This window comes from Martelella sp. AMO21009 (assembly GCF_053484295.1).
In genome coordinates, this window is the sequence record NZ_JBAKFR010000014.1 from 55,688 (window position 1) to 70,861 (window position 15,174).

A 15,174-nucleotide genomic window follows, 5' to 3' on the forward strand; every position below is an offset into this window, starting at 1 on the left:
CTAAACTAACCAATTTACGTAGAAAAAAACCCGGAACGCGAGGCTCCGGGTTTTTCGCCAAACAGCGAGATCAGGAGTTGCAAGCTTCCTTGAGGCCCTTGCCGGCCGTGAACTTCGGAACGTTGCGCGCCGGGATATCGACTTCGGCGCCCGTCGAGGGGTTGCGGCCCTTGCGCGCGGCGCTGTGGGATACGGTGAAGGCGCCGAAACCGGCGAGACGGACTTCGCCGCCATTCTTCAGTTCGCCCTGAACGGCGTCGAATACAGCGTCAACAGCGGAAGCCGCGTCGGTCTTCGACAGGCCGGCCTTTTCAGCCACGGATGCTACGAGTTCACTCTTGTTCATGTTTCCACCCTTTCTCAAATGGTTCGAAACGAGGTCTTGTCTCAGGGGTTTAGTTACACTCCACCAAAGCCCGCTGCAATTCAAAAGCCTTGCGTGGCAGGGAATTGCAAGGGGTTTGGGGCATTTTGCACGCAAAAGGCCGGTTAAAAACCGGCCTCCTGCGCCCCTTTTCCACAGGAGCCCGTGAAAAGTGGCAATTGTTCGACCTCAATGGGCCACGGATTTGACCGAGTCGCCTTCCGATTCCTCGCTCGAAATCGCGACCGGATCGGCTTCCGGATCCCATTCAATGGGCTTCGGCATCTCCAGCAACGCGTGCTGAAGCACCTCACCCATGCGCGATACCGGCACGATTTCGAGACCGTTCTTGACGTTGTCCGGAATGTCCGGCAGGTCCTTGGCGTTCTCTTCCGGGATCAGCACCTTGGTGATGCCGGCGCGTAGCGCCGCAAGCAGCTTCTCCTTCAGACCGCCGATCGGCAGAACCCGACCGCGCAGCGTGATCTCACCCGTCATCGCCACATTCTTGTGGATCGGAATGCCGGTCATGACCGAGACGATGGCTGTCGCCATGGCGACGCCCGCCGACGGACCGTCCTTGGGCGTGGCGCCTTCCGGAACGTGAACGTGAATGTCGTTCTTGTCGAACATAGGCGGCTTGATTCCGAAGTCGACGGCGCGCGAGCGGACATAGGATGCCGCTGCCGAAATCGATTCCTTCATCACGTCGCGCAGGTTGCCGGTGACCGTCATGCGGCCCTTGCCGGGCATCATCACGCCTTCGATCGTCAGCAGTTCGCCGCCGACTTCCGTCCACGCCAGACCGGTAACGACGCCGACCTGATCGTCGCCTTCCGCCTCGCCGTGGCGATAGCGCTGGACGCCGAGATAGTCGGGCAGATTGTCCGCGGTGATGTGAACCGCGGTCTTGTCGCCCCGGACGATTTCGGTCACGGCCTTGCGGGCAAGCTTCATCAGCTCGCGCTCAAGGCTGCGCACGCCCGCCTCGCGGGTATACTGCTGGATCGTGCGGGTCAGCGCGCCATCATCGACCGAGAACTCCTCGGGCTTCAACGCGTGCTCGCGTATCGCCTTCGGCAGAAGGTGACGGCGGGCAATTTCCAGCTTCTCGTCCTCGGTATAGCCGGCGATGCGGATGATCTCCATGCGGTCCATCAGCGGGCCCGGAATATCGAGCGTGTTCGCCGTGGTGATGAACATCACGTTCGACAGATCGTATTCGACCTCGAGATAGTGGTCCATGAACGTCGCATTCTGTTCCGGATCCAGCACCTCAAGCAGGGCCGAGGACGGATCGCCGCGGAAATCGGCGCCCATCTTGTCGATCTCGTCGAGCAGGAACAGCGGATTGCTCTTGCCGACCTTCTTCATCGACTGGATGATCTTGCCGGGCATGGAACCGATATAGGTCCGGCGGTGACCGCGGATCTCTGCCTCGTCACGAACGCCGCCAAGCGCCATGCGGACATATTCGCGGCCGGTCGCCTTAGCGATCGACTGGGCGAGCGAGGTCTTGCCCACGCCGGGCGGACCGACGAGGCACAGAATCGGGCCCTTGAGCTTCTTGGCGCGCGCCTGCACGGCAAGGTACTCGACCACGCGTTCCTTGACCTTTTCCAGGCCGAAGTGATCTTCCTCCAGCACCTTCTCGGCCGCCTTCAGATCGCGCTTGATCTTCGACTTGGAATTCCAGGGCAGACCCGTCAGCCAGTCGAGATAGTTGCGAACGACGGTCGATTCGGCCGACATCGGGCTCATATTGCGCAGCTTCTTCATCTCCGCGTCGGCCTTTTCACGGGCTTCCTTGGAGAGCTTGGTCTTTTTGATGCGCTCTTCGAGCTCGGCCATTTCGTCGCGGCCGTCCTCGCCCTCGCCGAGTTCCTTCTGAATGGCCTTCATCTGCTCATTCAGATAATACTCGCGCTGGGTCTTCTCCATCTGCCGCTTGACGCGGGTGCGGATGCGCTTTTCGACCTGAAGAACCGAGATCTCGCCTTCCATGAAGCCGAGCGCCTTTTCCAGACGGCTCTTGACGCTGGTGGTTTCCAGCATTTCCTGCTTCTCGGTCAGCTTGATCGCGAGATGCGAGGCCACCGTATCGGCAAGCTTCGAGTAGTCCTCGATCTGGCCGGCGGCGCCGACAACCTCGGGCGAAACCTTCTTGTTCAGCTTCACATAGTTTTCAAACTCGGATACCACCGAGCGCGACAGCGCCTCGATCTCGACCGCATCTTCTTCCGGCTCCGCCAGCACGCTGGCATTGGCTTCGTAGAAGTCGTTCTCAAGACGGATATCGTCGATCTGCGCACGCGACTTGCCCTCGACCAGAACCTTGACGGTCCCGTCGGGCAGTTTCAGCAATTGCAGCACGTTGGCGATGGTGCCGATGCGGTAAAGCGCGTCGGGTTCCGGATCGTCGTCGGCGGCATTGATCTGGGTGACGAGCATGATCTGGCGATCGGCGTTCATCACTTCTTCCAGCGCGCGAATGGATTTCTCGCGGCCGACGAACAGCGGAACGATCATGTGGGGGAAAACCACGATGTCACGCAAGGGCAACACGGGGAAAGCGGCGGCTTCCGCTGCTGGCGCGTTCTGCGTCATGTCTTTTTCCTTTCCGACCGCCCGGAGGAAGACCGGGCAGCATTGACGGGCCGTTGGGAGCAACCCGTTGATTTCTTCTCAATTGTTGCGGAACAAGTGGCGCTTTGAAAGATCGATTTCAAGCTGTACCGCGAATTCGGCGGAACAAACCGGCAATCTCGGCCGTTTCGTGCCGGATGTACCGTGAAACGATGCGGGCAGGACGATGAAACCGCCCTGCCCGCGCCAAATATATTCAGAAAGCGCCCGCCTCAAGCCGAGGCATTGGCCTTGTCGCCCGAGCGATTCTCGTAGATGTAGAGCGGCTGCGCCGTCCCTTCGACCACCTCGTCCGAGATCACGACCTCGCGAACGCCCTTCATGGCCGGCAGTTCGAACATGGTGTCGAGCAGGATCTTCTCCATGATCGAGCGCAGGCCGCGCGCGCCGGTCTTGCGTTCGATCGCGCGGCGTGCAATGGCGAGCAGTGCGTCCTCGTGGAATGTCAGCTCGACATCCTCCATCTCGAACAGCCGCTGATACTGCTTGACCAGAGCGTTCTTCGGCTCGGTCAGGATCTGCATCAGTGCGGCCTCATCGAGGTCTTCCAGCGTCGCGATAACGGGCAGACGGCCGATGAATTCGGGGATCAGCCCGAACTTGACCAGATCTTCCGGCTCCAGTTCGCGCAGAACGTCGCCGACGCGACGATCATCGGCGGCCTTCACCGAGGCGCCGAAGCCGATCGAGGTGCGCTCGCCGCGCGCCGAGATGACCTTGTCCAGACCGGCAAACGCGCCGCCGCACAGGAACAGGATGTTGGTGGTGTCAACCTGCAGGAATTCCTGCTGCGGATGCTTGCGCCCGCCCTGCGGCGGCACGGAGGCAACCGTGCCTTCCATGATCTTCAACAGCGCCTGCTGAACGCCCTCGCCCGAAACGTCGCGGGTGATCGAGGGGTTGTCGGACTTGCGCGAAATCTTGTCGACCTCATCGATATAGACGATGCCGCGCTGGGCGCGTTCGACGTTGTAATCGGCAGACTGCAGCAGCTTCAGGATAATGTTCTCGACATCCTCGCCGACATAGCCCGCCTCCGTCAGCGTCGTCGCATCCGCCATGGTGAACGGCACGTCGATGATACGGGCGAGCGTCTGGGCCAGATAGGTCTTGCCGCAGCCGGTCGGACCGACGAGCAGGATGTTGGACTTCGACAGCTCGATCTCGCCACCACCCTTGGAGGCGTGCGCAAGCCGCTTGTAGTGGTTGTGGACCGCCACCGACAGAATGCGCTTGGCATGGCTCTGTCCGATCACATACTCGTCCAGAACCTCCATGATCTCCTGCGGCGTGGGCACGCCGTCGCTGGACTTCACCATCGAGGTCTTGTTTTCCTCGCGGATGATGTCCATGCACAGCTCGACGCATTCATCGCAGATGAAAACCGTCGGGCCAGCGATCAGCTTACGGACCTCGTGCTGGCTCTTTCCGCAAAAGGAACAATAGAGCGTGTTCTTCGAGTCACCGCCATTGTTACCGCCGACTTTGCTCATTATCACTTCCTTCCAGTAAGCCGCCCGCCTTGAACGGCCACTATCATATTCGCTTTCTGCCGCCCTGAAGAACGCTCGCAAAACAAAAGGGCAACAACACGACGGGTCATGCCCGCTTCAAGGCCATGCCGTCAAGCCCGGTCCTGTTACGCACTACGTTGTCGTAACAGCTTCGGTTTGCCATACTATTAACGGCTTCAACGGCGGATAAAACCCCAAAAGCGTCGCTCGGCGCGATTTGCATATCGCGATTGCAACTCTGCGACATCGCCCGGCCCGCCAAAGGCGGCCATCCGTCCAAAAATATCGACCGAACGGCCCCGATGCTTAGTTCGCGCCTTCGATTTCGCTGCGCGAGGTCATGACCTTGTCGATCAAACCCCAGTCCTGCGCTTCGCCGGCATCCATGAAATGGTCACGATCGAGCGTGGTTTCAACTTCCTCGTAGGTCTTTCCGCAGTGCCGGACATAAACTTCGTTGAGCTTGCGCTTCATCTTGATGATGTCGCGGGCATGACGCTCGATGTCGGAGGCCTGCCCCTGGAAACCGCCGGAAGGCTGGTGAACCATGATGCGCGCATTCGGCGTGGCGAAACGCATGCCCTTTTCGCCGGCGGCCAGCAGCAGCGAGCCCATGGACGCGGCCTGACCGATGCAAAGCGTCGACACGGCCGGACGGATGAACTGCATGGTGTCGTAGATCGCCATGCCTGCCGTCACCACGCCGCCCGGCGAGTTGATGTAAAGCGCGATTTCCTTCTTCGGGTTTTCCGCTTCGAGGAACAGGAGCTGCGCGCAGATGAGCGACGCCAGATGGTCCTCGACCGGGCCGGTCAGGAAGATGATCCGCTCCTTCAAGAGGCGCGAATAGATGTCATAGGATCGTTCGCCGCGATTGGTCTGCTCCACGACCATGGGTACGAGGGCCATCGCGGTGTCTACGGGATTTGTCATGGCTTTCCTTCGGGCGCTGATCGTCGCCGGTCTCATTCGAATCTTTTCGTCTTCCCCTACATAGAGTGCCACACCTTGTCACTTCAAGAGATGGTTTGCGTCCGGCGCGAGACGATTTCCGGCGAAAAAGGTTCTTTTGTTCCCGTTTCAATTGTGTAAAACTTCACAAACTATCGAATTAAATCGTTTAGCACCAAAAATGGGTCGGTGCGTATCTGGAGGATGGGTTGCACCCTCGCTATGCTCAGGGCCCGCATTGCAGATATTCGGGATTTCGATTTGCCCTATAACCTGACCGCAGTCATAGCCTGGTCAGCGGACAGCTTGCTTCTGGCCGCCTTTCTGCTTCCTCTCTGGCTGCGGAATCGAAGTCGTGCGTATGTGCTTTACTGGGTGTTCGCCCTGCTTGCCCAAGGGATCGGCCTCGCACTCCTCACGGTGGCCGGTCGCGACGAGTTGCGTCTGATCGGAATGATAGCGTTCACAGGCCTCATCAGCGCCCGCGCGCTTTCGACCGCGGGGCTTCTCAGCCTTTGCGGCGAAGACCGGCCCGCCGCCTTCACCTCGGTAATCGTCGGGCTCTGGTTCGCCGCCGTTGTCGTCAGCAGGCTTGCGGGGTTTGATAGCGTTGCCAATGTCGCCAGTTTCTATATCGCGGCCTTCGCGGTCGCGATTTACGGCTTCTATTTCATGGCCAAGAACCTGCACGCGCTCAAAGGACCGTTTCGCCATTCGCTCATGGCAATCTTCGTCGTTGAGGCCCTTACCTGCCTTGCCTTGCTCAGCGCCTACAATCTGCAGGAAGCGCCGCCTTCGCTTGGTAGCGCGACCACCTCGATTGCACTGATAACCGGTTTCGTGCTGTTCTCCCTGAAAGGCTTCCTTGCCGTCTGGCTGACGGTCGAAAGGCTGGAACGCGACCTGCGCGACCTCGCCTTCAGCGATCCTCTCACCGGCGTCCTGAACCGTCGCGGGGTCGTCGATGAAATCGAGAAGATGTCCCAACGCTCCGCCAAGACGGACCTGTTCGCGTTTTTCTCTCTCGATCTTGATGATTTCAAGAGCATCAACGATGTCTACGGCCACAATGCGGGCGACAGGGCCTTGGTGAACTTCACGCACGTGGTGCGCCAATGCCTGCGTGAAAGGGACATATTCGGCCGCACGGGTGGAGAGGAGTTTGCGATCTTCACGCGGGTTACCGATCGAAACACCGCCAACCAGATCGCGGAGCGGATCAGATCGACGCTGGAAGCCACCACGTTTCACGAGGACGGTCACGAGCTGAGGATGACCGTGAGCATCGGCGTTACGCTGATGCGCGGCCGGATCGGCAATATCGAATCCATGCTGACCGAGGCCGACCGCGCGCTCTATCAGGCCAAGGGCGACGGTCGCAATCGCATCGTGTTCTATGACGGTCCCACGCCGCAGCCCGCAAAATCCGCCGACCGCGAGGTCGCGCTCGCTGTTTAGTGGCGGCAGGCCCGGGACCATTCAGGCTTGGTGACGGGCGGCGCTCAGCACCACCCGTCACGCGCAACCGGATCAGACCTTGCTCAGAGCCTGCTCGAGGTCGGCAATGATGTCGTTGACATCCTCGATGCCGATCGACAGCCGCACCACATCCGGACCCGCGCCGGCGGCAACCTGCTGCTCCGGCGTAAGCTGTGCATGGGTTGTGGATGCAGGGTGGATAACCAGTGATTTCGTGTCGCCGATATTGGCAAGGTGCGAGAACAGTTCGAGCCCGCCGACGAAGGTCTTGCCGGCCTCGTAACTGCCCTTCAGCCCGAAGGTGAAGACCGCCCCTGCCCCCTTCGGCGCGTAACGCTGCTGAAGCCCGTGATTGGGATCATCCTCCAGCCCGCAATAGCTGACCCAGGACACCTTGTCCGACTGCTTCAGCCATTTGGCGACGGCGAGCGCATTGTCGCAATGACGCTGCATGCGCAGCGGCAGGGTTTCGATGCCGGTCGCGATCATGAACGCGTTAAACGGCGAGATCGCCGGGCCGAGGTCGCGCAGGCTCAAAACCCGGGCGCCAAGCGCGAAGGCAAGGTTGCCGAAGGCTTCGTGGATCACCAGCCCGCCATATTCGCTGCGCGGCTCCGACAGCATCGGATACTTGCCGGACTTCGACCAATCGAACGTGCCGCCATCGACCAGGATGCCGCCCATGGAATTGCCGTGGCCGCCGAGGAACTTGGTCAGCGAATGCACGACGATGTCGGCGCCATGGGCAAGCGGGCGCACCAGATAAGGCGTCGCCATGGTGTTGTCAACGATCAGCGGCAGGCCGTGGTCATGCGCGACCTTGGCGATCGCCTCGATATCAACAAAGGTACCGCCCGGATTGGCGAGGCTTTCGATGAAGATCGCCTTGGTGCGATCGTCGATCTGGGAGGCGAAGCTGTCGAGATCGCCGGAATCGGCCCAGCGCACCTGCCATCCGAAATTCTCGAAGGAATGGCCGAACTGGTTGATCGAACCGCCATAGAGACGGCGGGCCGCGACGAAATTGTCGCCGGGCTGCATCAGCATGTGGAAGGTCAGGAGCTGGGCTGCGTGGCCCGAGGCAACCGCAAGTGCGGCCGAACCGCCTTCAAGCGCTGCGACGCGCTCTTCCAGCACCGCCGTGGTCGGGTTCATGATGCGGGTGTAGATATTGCCGAATTCCCGAAGGCCGAAGAGCGCCGCGGCGTGATCGGAATCATTGAAGACGAACGAAGTCGTCTGGTAGATCGGCGTTGCCCGCGCATTCGTAGCACTGTCTGGCGCCGCGCCCGCGTGGATCGAAAGCGTCGAAAATCCCGGTTCCCGGTTTTCCATGATCTGTTCCTTCCCTGTGTTGTGCCCCGGCCGAAAGCTCCCCTCCGGCTTTTTGATCGGGATCAATGCTGTCTTTTATACAGGTGACAGTATCGCTGTCGACAACGCGGAGAACAGCAATGGATTTTTTGATTGAAGGCCTTGCGGGAACCGATCGTGGCGCGCACGGGCGGCATCGCGCAAATCCGATCTTCCCGGCGCTCTCCACGGCGCAGTTCGCCTTCGCCGAGCCGCGCGACGCTGCGGAAATGACCGAGATGATGAAGGCGCTCAACATCGACCCGGTCGAGGCGGAATTCCAGTACCGCCGGCTCTTTTACGGCATGGAAGCCAATTGCGCCGGCTGCCGCGACAAGGAGCGCTGCCGCGCCGACCTCGCCGGCAACACTGCGGCAGCCAACTTCCGCGATTATTGCGAAAACGAAGCCTTGCTGAACGAGATGCGCGCGGATCCGGACATGTTGCGCGAAGAGGGCTAGCGCGTCAGGCGCCGATCAGGCGCGGATACTCGATCGCCGGGCATCGGTCCATGATCACGGTGAGACCACGGGCGCGCGCACGCTCGGCCGCGGCATCGTCGCGGATGTCGAGCTGCATCCAGATCACGCGCGGCAGCGGCGCGAGCGTCAGCGCCTCATCCACGACGCCGCCGACGAAAGCCGATGCGCGGAAGATATCGACCATATCGATGGCACCCGGAATATCGGAAAGGCTGCCATAGACGGTCTGGCCATGGATCGCCTTGCCCGCCAGTCCCGGATTGACCGGCACGACTTCGTAGCCCTTCGACATCAAAAACCCCATCACCCGATGGCTTGGGCGTTCCGGTTTGGGCGACGCGCCGACGAGAGCGATGCGGCGGACGGATTTCAGGACATCGATAATAATTGAATCGTCCATTTTAAGTTGTACCATGATGAAACAATTCCTCTAGATGCGGGTTATCAAGACAATCAGGGAGGCCCTTGCGGGTTTGGAGATCATGAAAACTTTCATCGCAGCCGGCATGCTTCTGGCCTCATTCGGGGCGGCGGGCGCGCAGGAGCCGATAAACCGATACGACATTCAGGACCTGACCTGCAATCAGGTTCAGTCTATCCTGCGCCAGCAGGGTGCCGCAATCCTGCGCTATCCCTCGCCGAACGGCAATGGCCGTATCCTCTATGACCGTTATGTCGACAGCCCCACCATCTGCTTCGCGGAACAGGGCCATGCGGTCCAGCGCGTTGTCCCGACCAAGGACACCAATGCCTGCCCCACGCTCTCCTGCAAGCCCGGACCGCCCGAGTGCGACAACGGCATTCTGGGCTTCGACATGTTCGGCTGCATGGACGACAACTGAGCCGGCTCAAATCGTTTTAGACGAGCTGAACGAAAAACCCCCGGAACCGAAAGGCTCCGGGGGTTCTGTTTTGGAAAAGGACAGCCGCTTACCACTGCATCTGGAAGCTGACCTTGCCGGTGAGGCCGTAGCTGTCGCCGAAGTTTTCCAGCCCGGTCGAGGCCGTTACGTCGCCATTGATGCCGAGCTTGCCGTTCAGCCAGGTATAGCTGCCGCCAATGCCGATCTCGCCGGTCCAGTCGCCGTCATCCGTCGACATGTTGACGCCCGAGACCCGGACCTCGCTCGGGTCGTTGGTGAAGTCGTAATAGACATTGGCGACGCCGTGGAACGACGCGCTGCGGGCTTCACCCGTAGCGGTGGTCCAGTCGGTGCGGTAATCGGTCTGCAGACCCATGCGCGCGGCAAGGCTGTCGCCTTTCACCAGCGATACGTCTTCGTTATAGACGCCGGTGAAGTCATCGAAATTGACCGAGCCCCAGGTGAGCTGCGCCTGCGGCGTGACCGCCCAGCCCGGCGCCACATCGAAGCGGTATCCGGTCTCAGCCGACAGCGAATAGCCATAAGACTGCTGCATGCTGAGCGTCGGCGTGCCGGCGATCGTGATGTCATTGTTGATGACATTGCCGAAGGCCTGACCATCGACATAGAAGCCGTTATTGCCGTACCAGGTCATCGTCGCGCCCATGCCGAAGAGCTGGGTGATGACATCGCCGCCGCCGACGCGCGAGCTGACATCGGCCGAGGCGTTGGCATACTGGAATACCAGGCCGCCAACCGCAAAGCCGCTTTCGGTCTCGCCGAACTGCGCGTCCACGCCCATGCGAAGCCGGTAGATATCGGCATTGTAGGAGGCGTTCAGCGTGCCTTCGGTGCCGTCATAATGCTCGCGGCCGCCGGTGAAATCAGCCCAGACATAGCCCGGATCGGACACATCACCGAGGTTCCAGTAGCGCTCGCCGACGCGATCCTGCAGCGAGTCGGGGCGGTTCAGCGTGAGCATCAGCTCGGGCAGAACCTCGTAGACCGGCGTGGCGTTGGAGAAATCGCCGGTCAGGAAGTACTGATTGCCGACCTCGGACAGCGCGTAGGCATAGGCGCCCGAGACATTATAACCCGGCAGAACGAAGGCGCCTTGCTCGCCGCCATCGAGCGTGATGATCTCGATTGCCTTGCCCGAGGCATAGCCCGTCGACAGCTCGTTCAGCGACAGCGTGGTGACGCCGCCGAGATTGGCGCCGTTGACCGTGAGCGAGTCGCCGACCGCATTGGCCAGATCGACATCGATCGCGAGCGTGCCGCCGCCGGTGAGGTTGCCCGTCACCGTCATGGCATCGCCCGTCGCCCCGTTAACCGACGACAGCGTCGAGCCGGGGTTCAGGAACATGTTGCCGTTGAAGATGGTGCTCTCGTTGACCTGAAGCGTCGAACCGTTGAGGTAGATCCCCTGCGACGCGTCCGACGTCGAACCGACGGTAATCGCCCCGCCCGTCAGCGTCAGCATGGTGTTGTCGAGGCTGAAGGTTTCCCAGTTGGCGATCAGCGAGCCCGCCGTCGTCGCCGAAACGCCGTTAAAGGTCAGCGCATCAACGCCGGCGCCGCCATCGAACACCTCGGTGCCGTCATAGACCGCGCCGCCGCCGAGATAGGCCGTGTCATTGCCCGCGCCGCCGTAGAAGCCGCTGTTGAGCGCGCCGCCGGTCCAGCTGAAAGCATCATTGCCGTCTTCGCCCTGGATGTCGCCGGTCCAGGAGCCGCCGGCCAGATTTAAGCTATCATCGCCCGCGCCGAGCCAGGCCGTGCCGACGACCGTGCCGGTGGAGGTCACGGTGACCGCGCCGTCGAGATCGACAAGCGCCATGCCGTCATGACCGCCGGTAGCGGTGATCGTGGCATCGGAGCCGATCATCACCGTGCCGGTGTGGCCGGCTTCGGACTCGGTCTTGATGCCGATATCGGCCGCCACCGAACCGCCAAGCGCGTTGACGGCGTAGGTTGCGCCCGAACCAAGCGTGAACGTGCCGAGGCCGATCGCCGCGCCGGAAGCGGTCGCGGAAACCGAACCACCGTTCATCGTCAGGCTGGCCATGCCGCCATTGTTAACCTGGGCGAGAGCAGCGGCCGCGAAAATATCCCCGGAGGAACTTGCCTCGAGCGCGATATCGCCCGCGGTCACAACGGTCGCATTGCCGTTTTCGGAAAGCGCGCCGATGCCGATGGCCGTGGCAACAGGGCCGCCATCTGCAATCGTCTGGATATAGGAACCGGCTTCGGAGGTGGCGTAGGCATCGCCGGTGCCATGGGCCTGGCTGCCCACCCCGATCGAGCTTGCAAATCCATTGTCGGCCCCCACCGTCGTGTTGACCGAAGCCGTCGACTTGACTTCCGTGACGGCGTCGCCGGCGCCATCGGTCTCGGTGCTGAGGCCCGTTCCTTCTGCATCACCGCTGATGCTGCCCGCTATTACAGAGGCGACGCCGCCGAGGATGGAGTGGGCCGTTCCATCGCCCACGGCAGCATTTTCGATGCCGATCGATTCTGCATAGAAACTCGCAGCGGAGATCGCGCTGATCGAAGCGCCGTCCTCCACGAGCAGCCGCGCCCTGCCCTCTTCGGTCATGTTGCGCAGCCCGGTGGCAGAGGCATCAAGAGCCCCGATAATACCGACCTTGACGTCGCCCGTCCCCAACACGATCATGTCGGCGTCGCCGAAGCGGGAGCTGTTCCACACTCCGCCCGCAATGACGTCATCATCGCCCTCGGCGCCAACGGAAATCAGGCCGCCCAGCATAGCGGTTGCCGAGCCACCGGCGCTGTGGGCGAAGTTGGTCGCAGCCACCGCCCGCGCCTCATCGCTCGCCGACGCCTTCGCAAGCAACGTGCTGCCGACACCAAGATCAAGAAAGGCTTCGCCAGCGCCATGCACTTCGTTGGCCACGGTGCGCGCCGTGGCAATTTGGCCTTTGGCCTCGGCCGAAGCGAGGCTGGCATCGAGCAGTTCGACAAAAGCGTCGCCGTCATTGGCAAAGTTGTTGAGTGCCCGTGCCTCGGCAGATGCGGTACCGCTGATCGCGGTTGCGCTGACGCTGCCCGCCTCAGCAAGGGCAAGGCCCGCAAAGCCGGAACCCGAGACATTGCTGAACCCGGCCGCATTGGCATCGAGCGCGCCTTCGGCAAAGGCAGTGACCCTGCCGGCACCCGCAACCACGCCCTTGGCCAGGCCGGCGGTGTTGGTGTTTTCTATCGCGACAGCGGTGGCGATGTCATTCTTGCTCGTGCCTTCCGCGATCACTTCCGCCGATTCCGAAAGTTCGATCACGGCCTCGCCGCCCGCGGCAGCGTTGACGACGCCAAAGACTTCGGCTGCCTCGCTGGCGTCCGCCGTGCCGGAAACCAGCCCCTTGATCGAAGCGTAGGCCACGCCAAGCGGGTCCTTGGCACTGTTGCTGACGCCGGTCACATATGCGCTCGTCTCCGCCTGGTCGTAGGTTCCGAGATCGACCACGCTGCCCGCATCGATTTCAACACCGGCCGTGCCGGCCCCGCTCAGGGTGTTCATCACGCCATAGGCGTAAACATCGCTGCCGCTGACGTCGACGGAAACATCGCTTGCGCCCAGCAGGCGAACAATGGCGTCGCCACCAACCGCGACGGCCATGATCCCGGTCGCCGTGGCGCTGCCGTCAACGCTGTCCGCCGTGGCAGTGATCGTGCTGCCATTGTCAAGCTCGACCCGGCCGCCGCCATTATAGGAGAAGTTGCGAACCGCAAGCGCGGTAGCATCAAGCTCGCTTTCAGCCAAGGCAACCGCAGTCGATCCGTTGTCCAGCGCGGTTCGCGCCTCTCCAAGCGACGTGAAGGTGTTGACCGCAAGAGCGTTGGTGTTCTGCAAGGTGCTGAACGCCCCGGCGGCAACGCTCGACATCTCGTCGATGACGGTGGAAGCGTCGCCCGCCGTCGAAGCGTTGAGAACGCCGGTCGAACTGGCGGCAAACCCGCCAAGACCGGCGCTCGCCGCGCCCGTCGCCCTGCTGGTGATGACGCTGCCGCCGCGAATGCGGATCCGCGCTTCGGTCTCCGCCCGGTTTTCGATTGCGGTCGCAACGGCGTAGCTTTTGGTGCTGGTGGCTTCTGCTTTCAGAACGCTGGCGCCATCCACGCGCACGGCAGCCTCAAGACCTGCGTTGTTGAGGATGCCCGAGGCTGTAGCGTAGGCTTCCTTACCATTGGCCTCGGATTCCAATGTTCCGCCTTCGGCAACAGACACGAACGCATTCTGCGTGTCTGAGGCATTGCGGATCGCCGTTGCGGAAGCCTGCGTTCCGCTGCCCAAAACGGTATAGGCTTCAGCTGCTGCGGAAACTGATCCCGCACCTTTCACAGTGGCTTGAGCCACACCGCCGACACTTTGGTTATCAATCGCAATAGCTGTGGAGATCTCAAGCGAAGTCGCGGTGGACGAAAGCGTTGCGTTGTCGACAATGGTTTCGACGCCGCCGTCCCCGGCCTTGTTGGAAATACCGGTAGAAAGAGCAAGATCAAGAGCGTTGGTGGCCGATGCGCTGACATCGGCACCGTCCGACAAGGACACATAGCCCATACTGGAGGCGCCGGAGGTTTCGACGCTGATCGCGGTTGCCTTGTGAAGACCCGGATTGCTGATGTCTATATTGACGCTGTTGGAGGCCGTGATCTGACTTGCGCCATCGACCACGACAGAGCCGGTATTGCCGACGCCGCTACCCGTCAGGCGTACGCCAAAGGCATTGTTTCCGCCGATGCTGACGGACGAACCGCCGGTGATCGTCGCCGCCATTTCAGAACCGTCGGCATTGCCGTTCACGATCACGGCGTTGGTGCCTGGGGTCAGGGCCGAGCCGATGCTTACCGTCGTGCCGTCAAGTTTGACCGTACCCATATGATCGGCCGTGCCGCCTGGCGCGAGCGTGACGACAATATTGGCTGTCGCAAGGAGCCCGCCCCGCACCTCGCCGCCGGAAAAGTTGGCGGCGACCGCGCCGTCGCCTTGCAGCACAACCGGCCAGTAAATCCTGTTGTAGCTGTCGGCGTTGAGGGTAAGCGCATTGCCGCCGCTCGACGTGAGCCTCACGCCAGTGAAGCTAAAATTATACCAAGCATCGCCGATTTTCATGCCGGGATCATTGAGCGTAACAGTCGCACCCTGCAGGTAATTATAGGTGATGCCGACCGGCTTATTGCCGGTACAATCGATCACCGCATTGGCACCGCCAGCCGATCCACACTCATTCGCCGCAAATGCAGTCGAAGCCCCCGTGCCAAAATAAGCCGCACCTGACGAAAGCGCCAGCATGCTGAGCGCTATCACCGATGCGGTTGCGCGCGGCGCGTAGCTCGCTGCCTTGCCCGCGACCTTGGTCATGCGCCCGCCGCGCAGGTTCTCTCTCGACAATGTCATGTAGCCCCCCATTAAAGCTAATAAGCTGATTCCTGATTTAGCGAGATGACATTAAGCGCACAGAAATACAAGCAGATTCGATAGCAGTCGCTAACATTTAAGGACG

10 protein-coding genes are annotated in these 15,174 nt (G+C 61.3%); 3 read left to right on the forward strand and 7 right to left on the reverse strand.

The features are described from left to right. Nucleotides 1-70: 70 nt before the first annotated feature. The 4 genes from V6766_RS15560 to clpP form a co-directional block, all read right to left on the reverse strand. A complete protein-coding gene (locus V6766_RS15560; protein ID WP_018066007.1) occupies nucleotides 71-346 on the reverse strand; it encodes an HU family DNA-binding protein in 276 nt (91 codons plus the stop codon). A gap of 207 nt (nucleotides 347-553) precedes the next feature. Continuing rightward, a complete protein-coding gene (gene lon / locus V6766_RS15565) occupies nucleotides 554-2,971 on the reverse strand; it encodes an endopeptidase La (protein ID WP_448467944.1) in 2,418 nt (805 codons plus the stop codon). Nucleotides 2,972-3,222: 251 nt separating this feature from the next. Continuing rightward, complete coding sequence (clpX, locus tag V6766_RS15570; RefSeq protein ID WP_448467946.1) at nucleotides 3,223-4,503, reverse strand: ATP-dependent Clp protease ATP-binding subunit ClpX; 1,281 nt, start codon at nucleotides 4,501-4,503, stop codon at nucleotides 3,223-3,225. 327 nt (nucleotides 4,504-4,830) lie between these two features. After that, a complete protein-coding gene (clpP, locus tag V6766_RS15575) occupies nucleotides 4,831-5,457 on the reverse strand; it encodes an ATP-dependent Clp endopeptidase proteolytic subunit ClpP (protein WP_448429307.1) in 627 nt (208 codons plus the stop codon). A gap of 381 nt (nucleotides 5,458-5,838) precedes the next feature. On the opposite strand from clpP, the gene V6766_RS15580 reads away from it, so the two are divergent. Then, nucleotides 5,839-6,933: a GGDEF domain-containing protein gene (locus tag V6766_RS15580; protein WP_448467948.1), complete on the forward strand. Its 1,095-nt coding sequence runs from the start codon at nucleotides 5,839-5,841 to the stop codon at nucleotides 6,931-6,933. Nucleotides 6,934-7,005: 72 nt separating this feature from the next. Here the strand turns inward: V6766_RS15580 and V6766_RS15585 are convergent, their stop codons facing one another. Further along, nucleotides 7,006-8,289: an O-acetylhomoserine aminocarboxypropyltransferase gene (locus tag V6766_RS15585; protein ID WP_448467950.1), complete on the reverse strand. Its 1,284-nt coding sequence runs from the start codon at nucleotides 8,287-8,289 to the stop codon at nucleotides 7,006-7,008. A 119-nt stretch (nucleotides 8,290-8,408) separates the two neighbouring features. Between V6766_RS15585 and V6766_RS15590 the strand changes: the two genes are divergently transcribed. Next, the gene (locus V6766_RS15590) at nucleotides 8,409-8,768 is read left to right on the forward strand and encodes a DUF6455 family protein (protein ID WP_448467952.1); all 360 of its coding nucleotides are present in this window, start codon (nucleotides 8,409-8,411) and stop codon (nucleotides 8,766-8,768) included. A gap of 4 nt (nucleotides 8,769-8,772) precedes the next feature. Here the strand turns inward: V6766_RS15590 and V6766_RS15595 are convergent, their stop codons facing one another. Further along, nucleotides 8,773-9,204 (reverse strand): CoA-binding protein, encoded by a 432-nt coding sequence (locus V6766_RS15595; protein ID WP_448467954.1) that lies wholly within the window; start codon nucleotides 9,202-9,204, stop codon nucleotides 8,773-8,775. A gap of 67 nt (nucleotides 9,205-9,271) precedes the next feature. Here V6766_RS15595 and V6766_RS15600 point away from each other — a divergent pair, with 67 nt between their 5' ends. Beyond that, nucleotides 9,272-9,631 (forward strand): hypothetical protein, encoded by a 360-nt coding sequence (locus V6766_RS15600; protein ID WP_448467956.1) that lies wholly within the window; start codon nucleotides 9,272-9,274, stop codon nucleotides 9,629-9,631. An 88-nt stretch (nucleotides 9,632-9,719) separates the two neighbouring features. Here V6766_RS15600 and V6766_RS15605 read toward each other — a convergent pair whose 3' ends face one another. After that, a complete protein-coding gene (locus V6766_RS15605) occupies nucleotides 9,720-15,068 on the reverse strand; it encodes an autotransporter outer membrane beta-barrel domain-containing protein (RefSeq protein WP_448467958.1) in 5,349 nt (1,782 codons plus the stop codon). Nucleotides 15,069-15,174 lie beyond the last annotated feature (106 nt).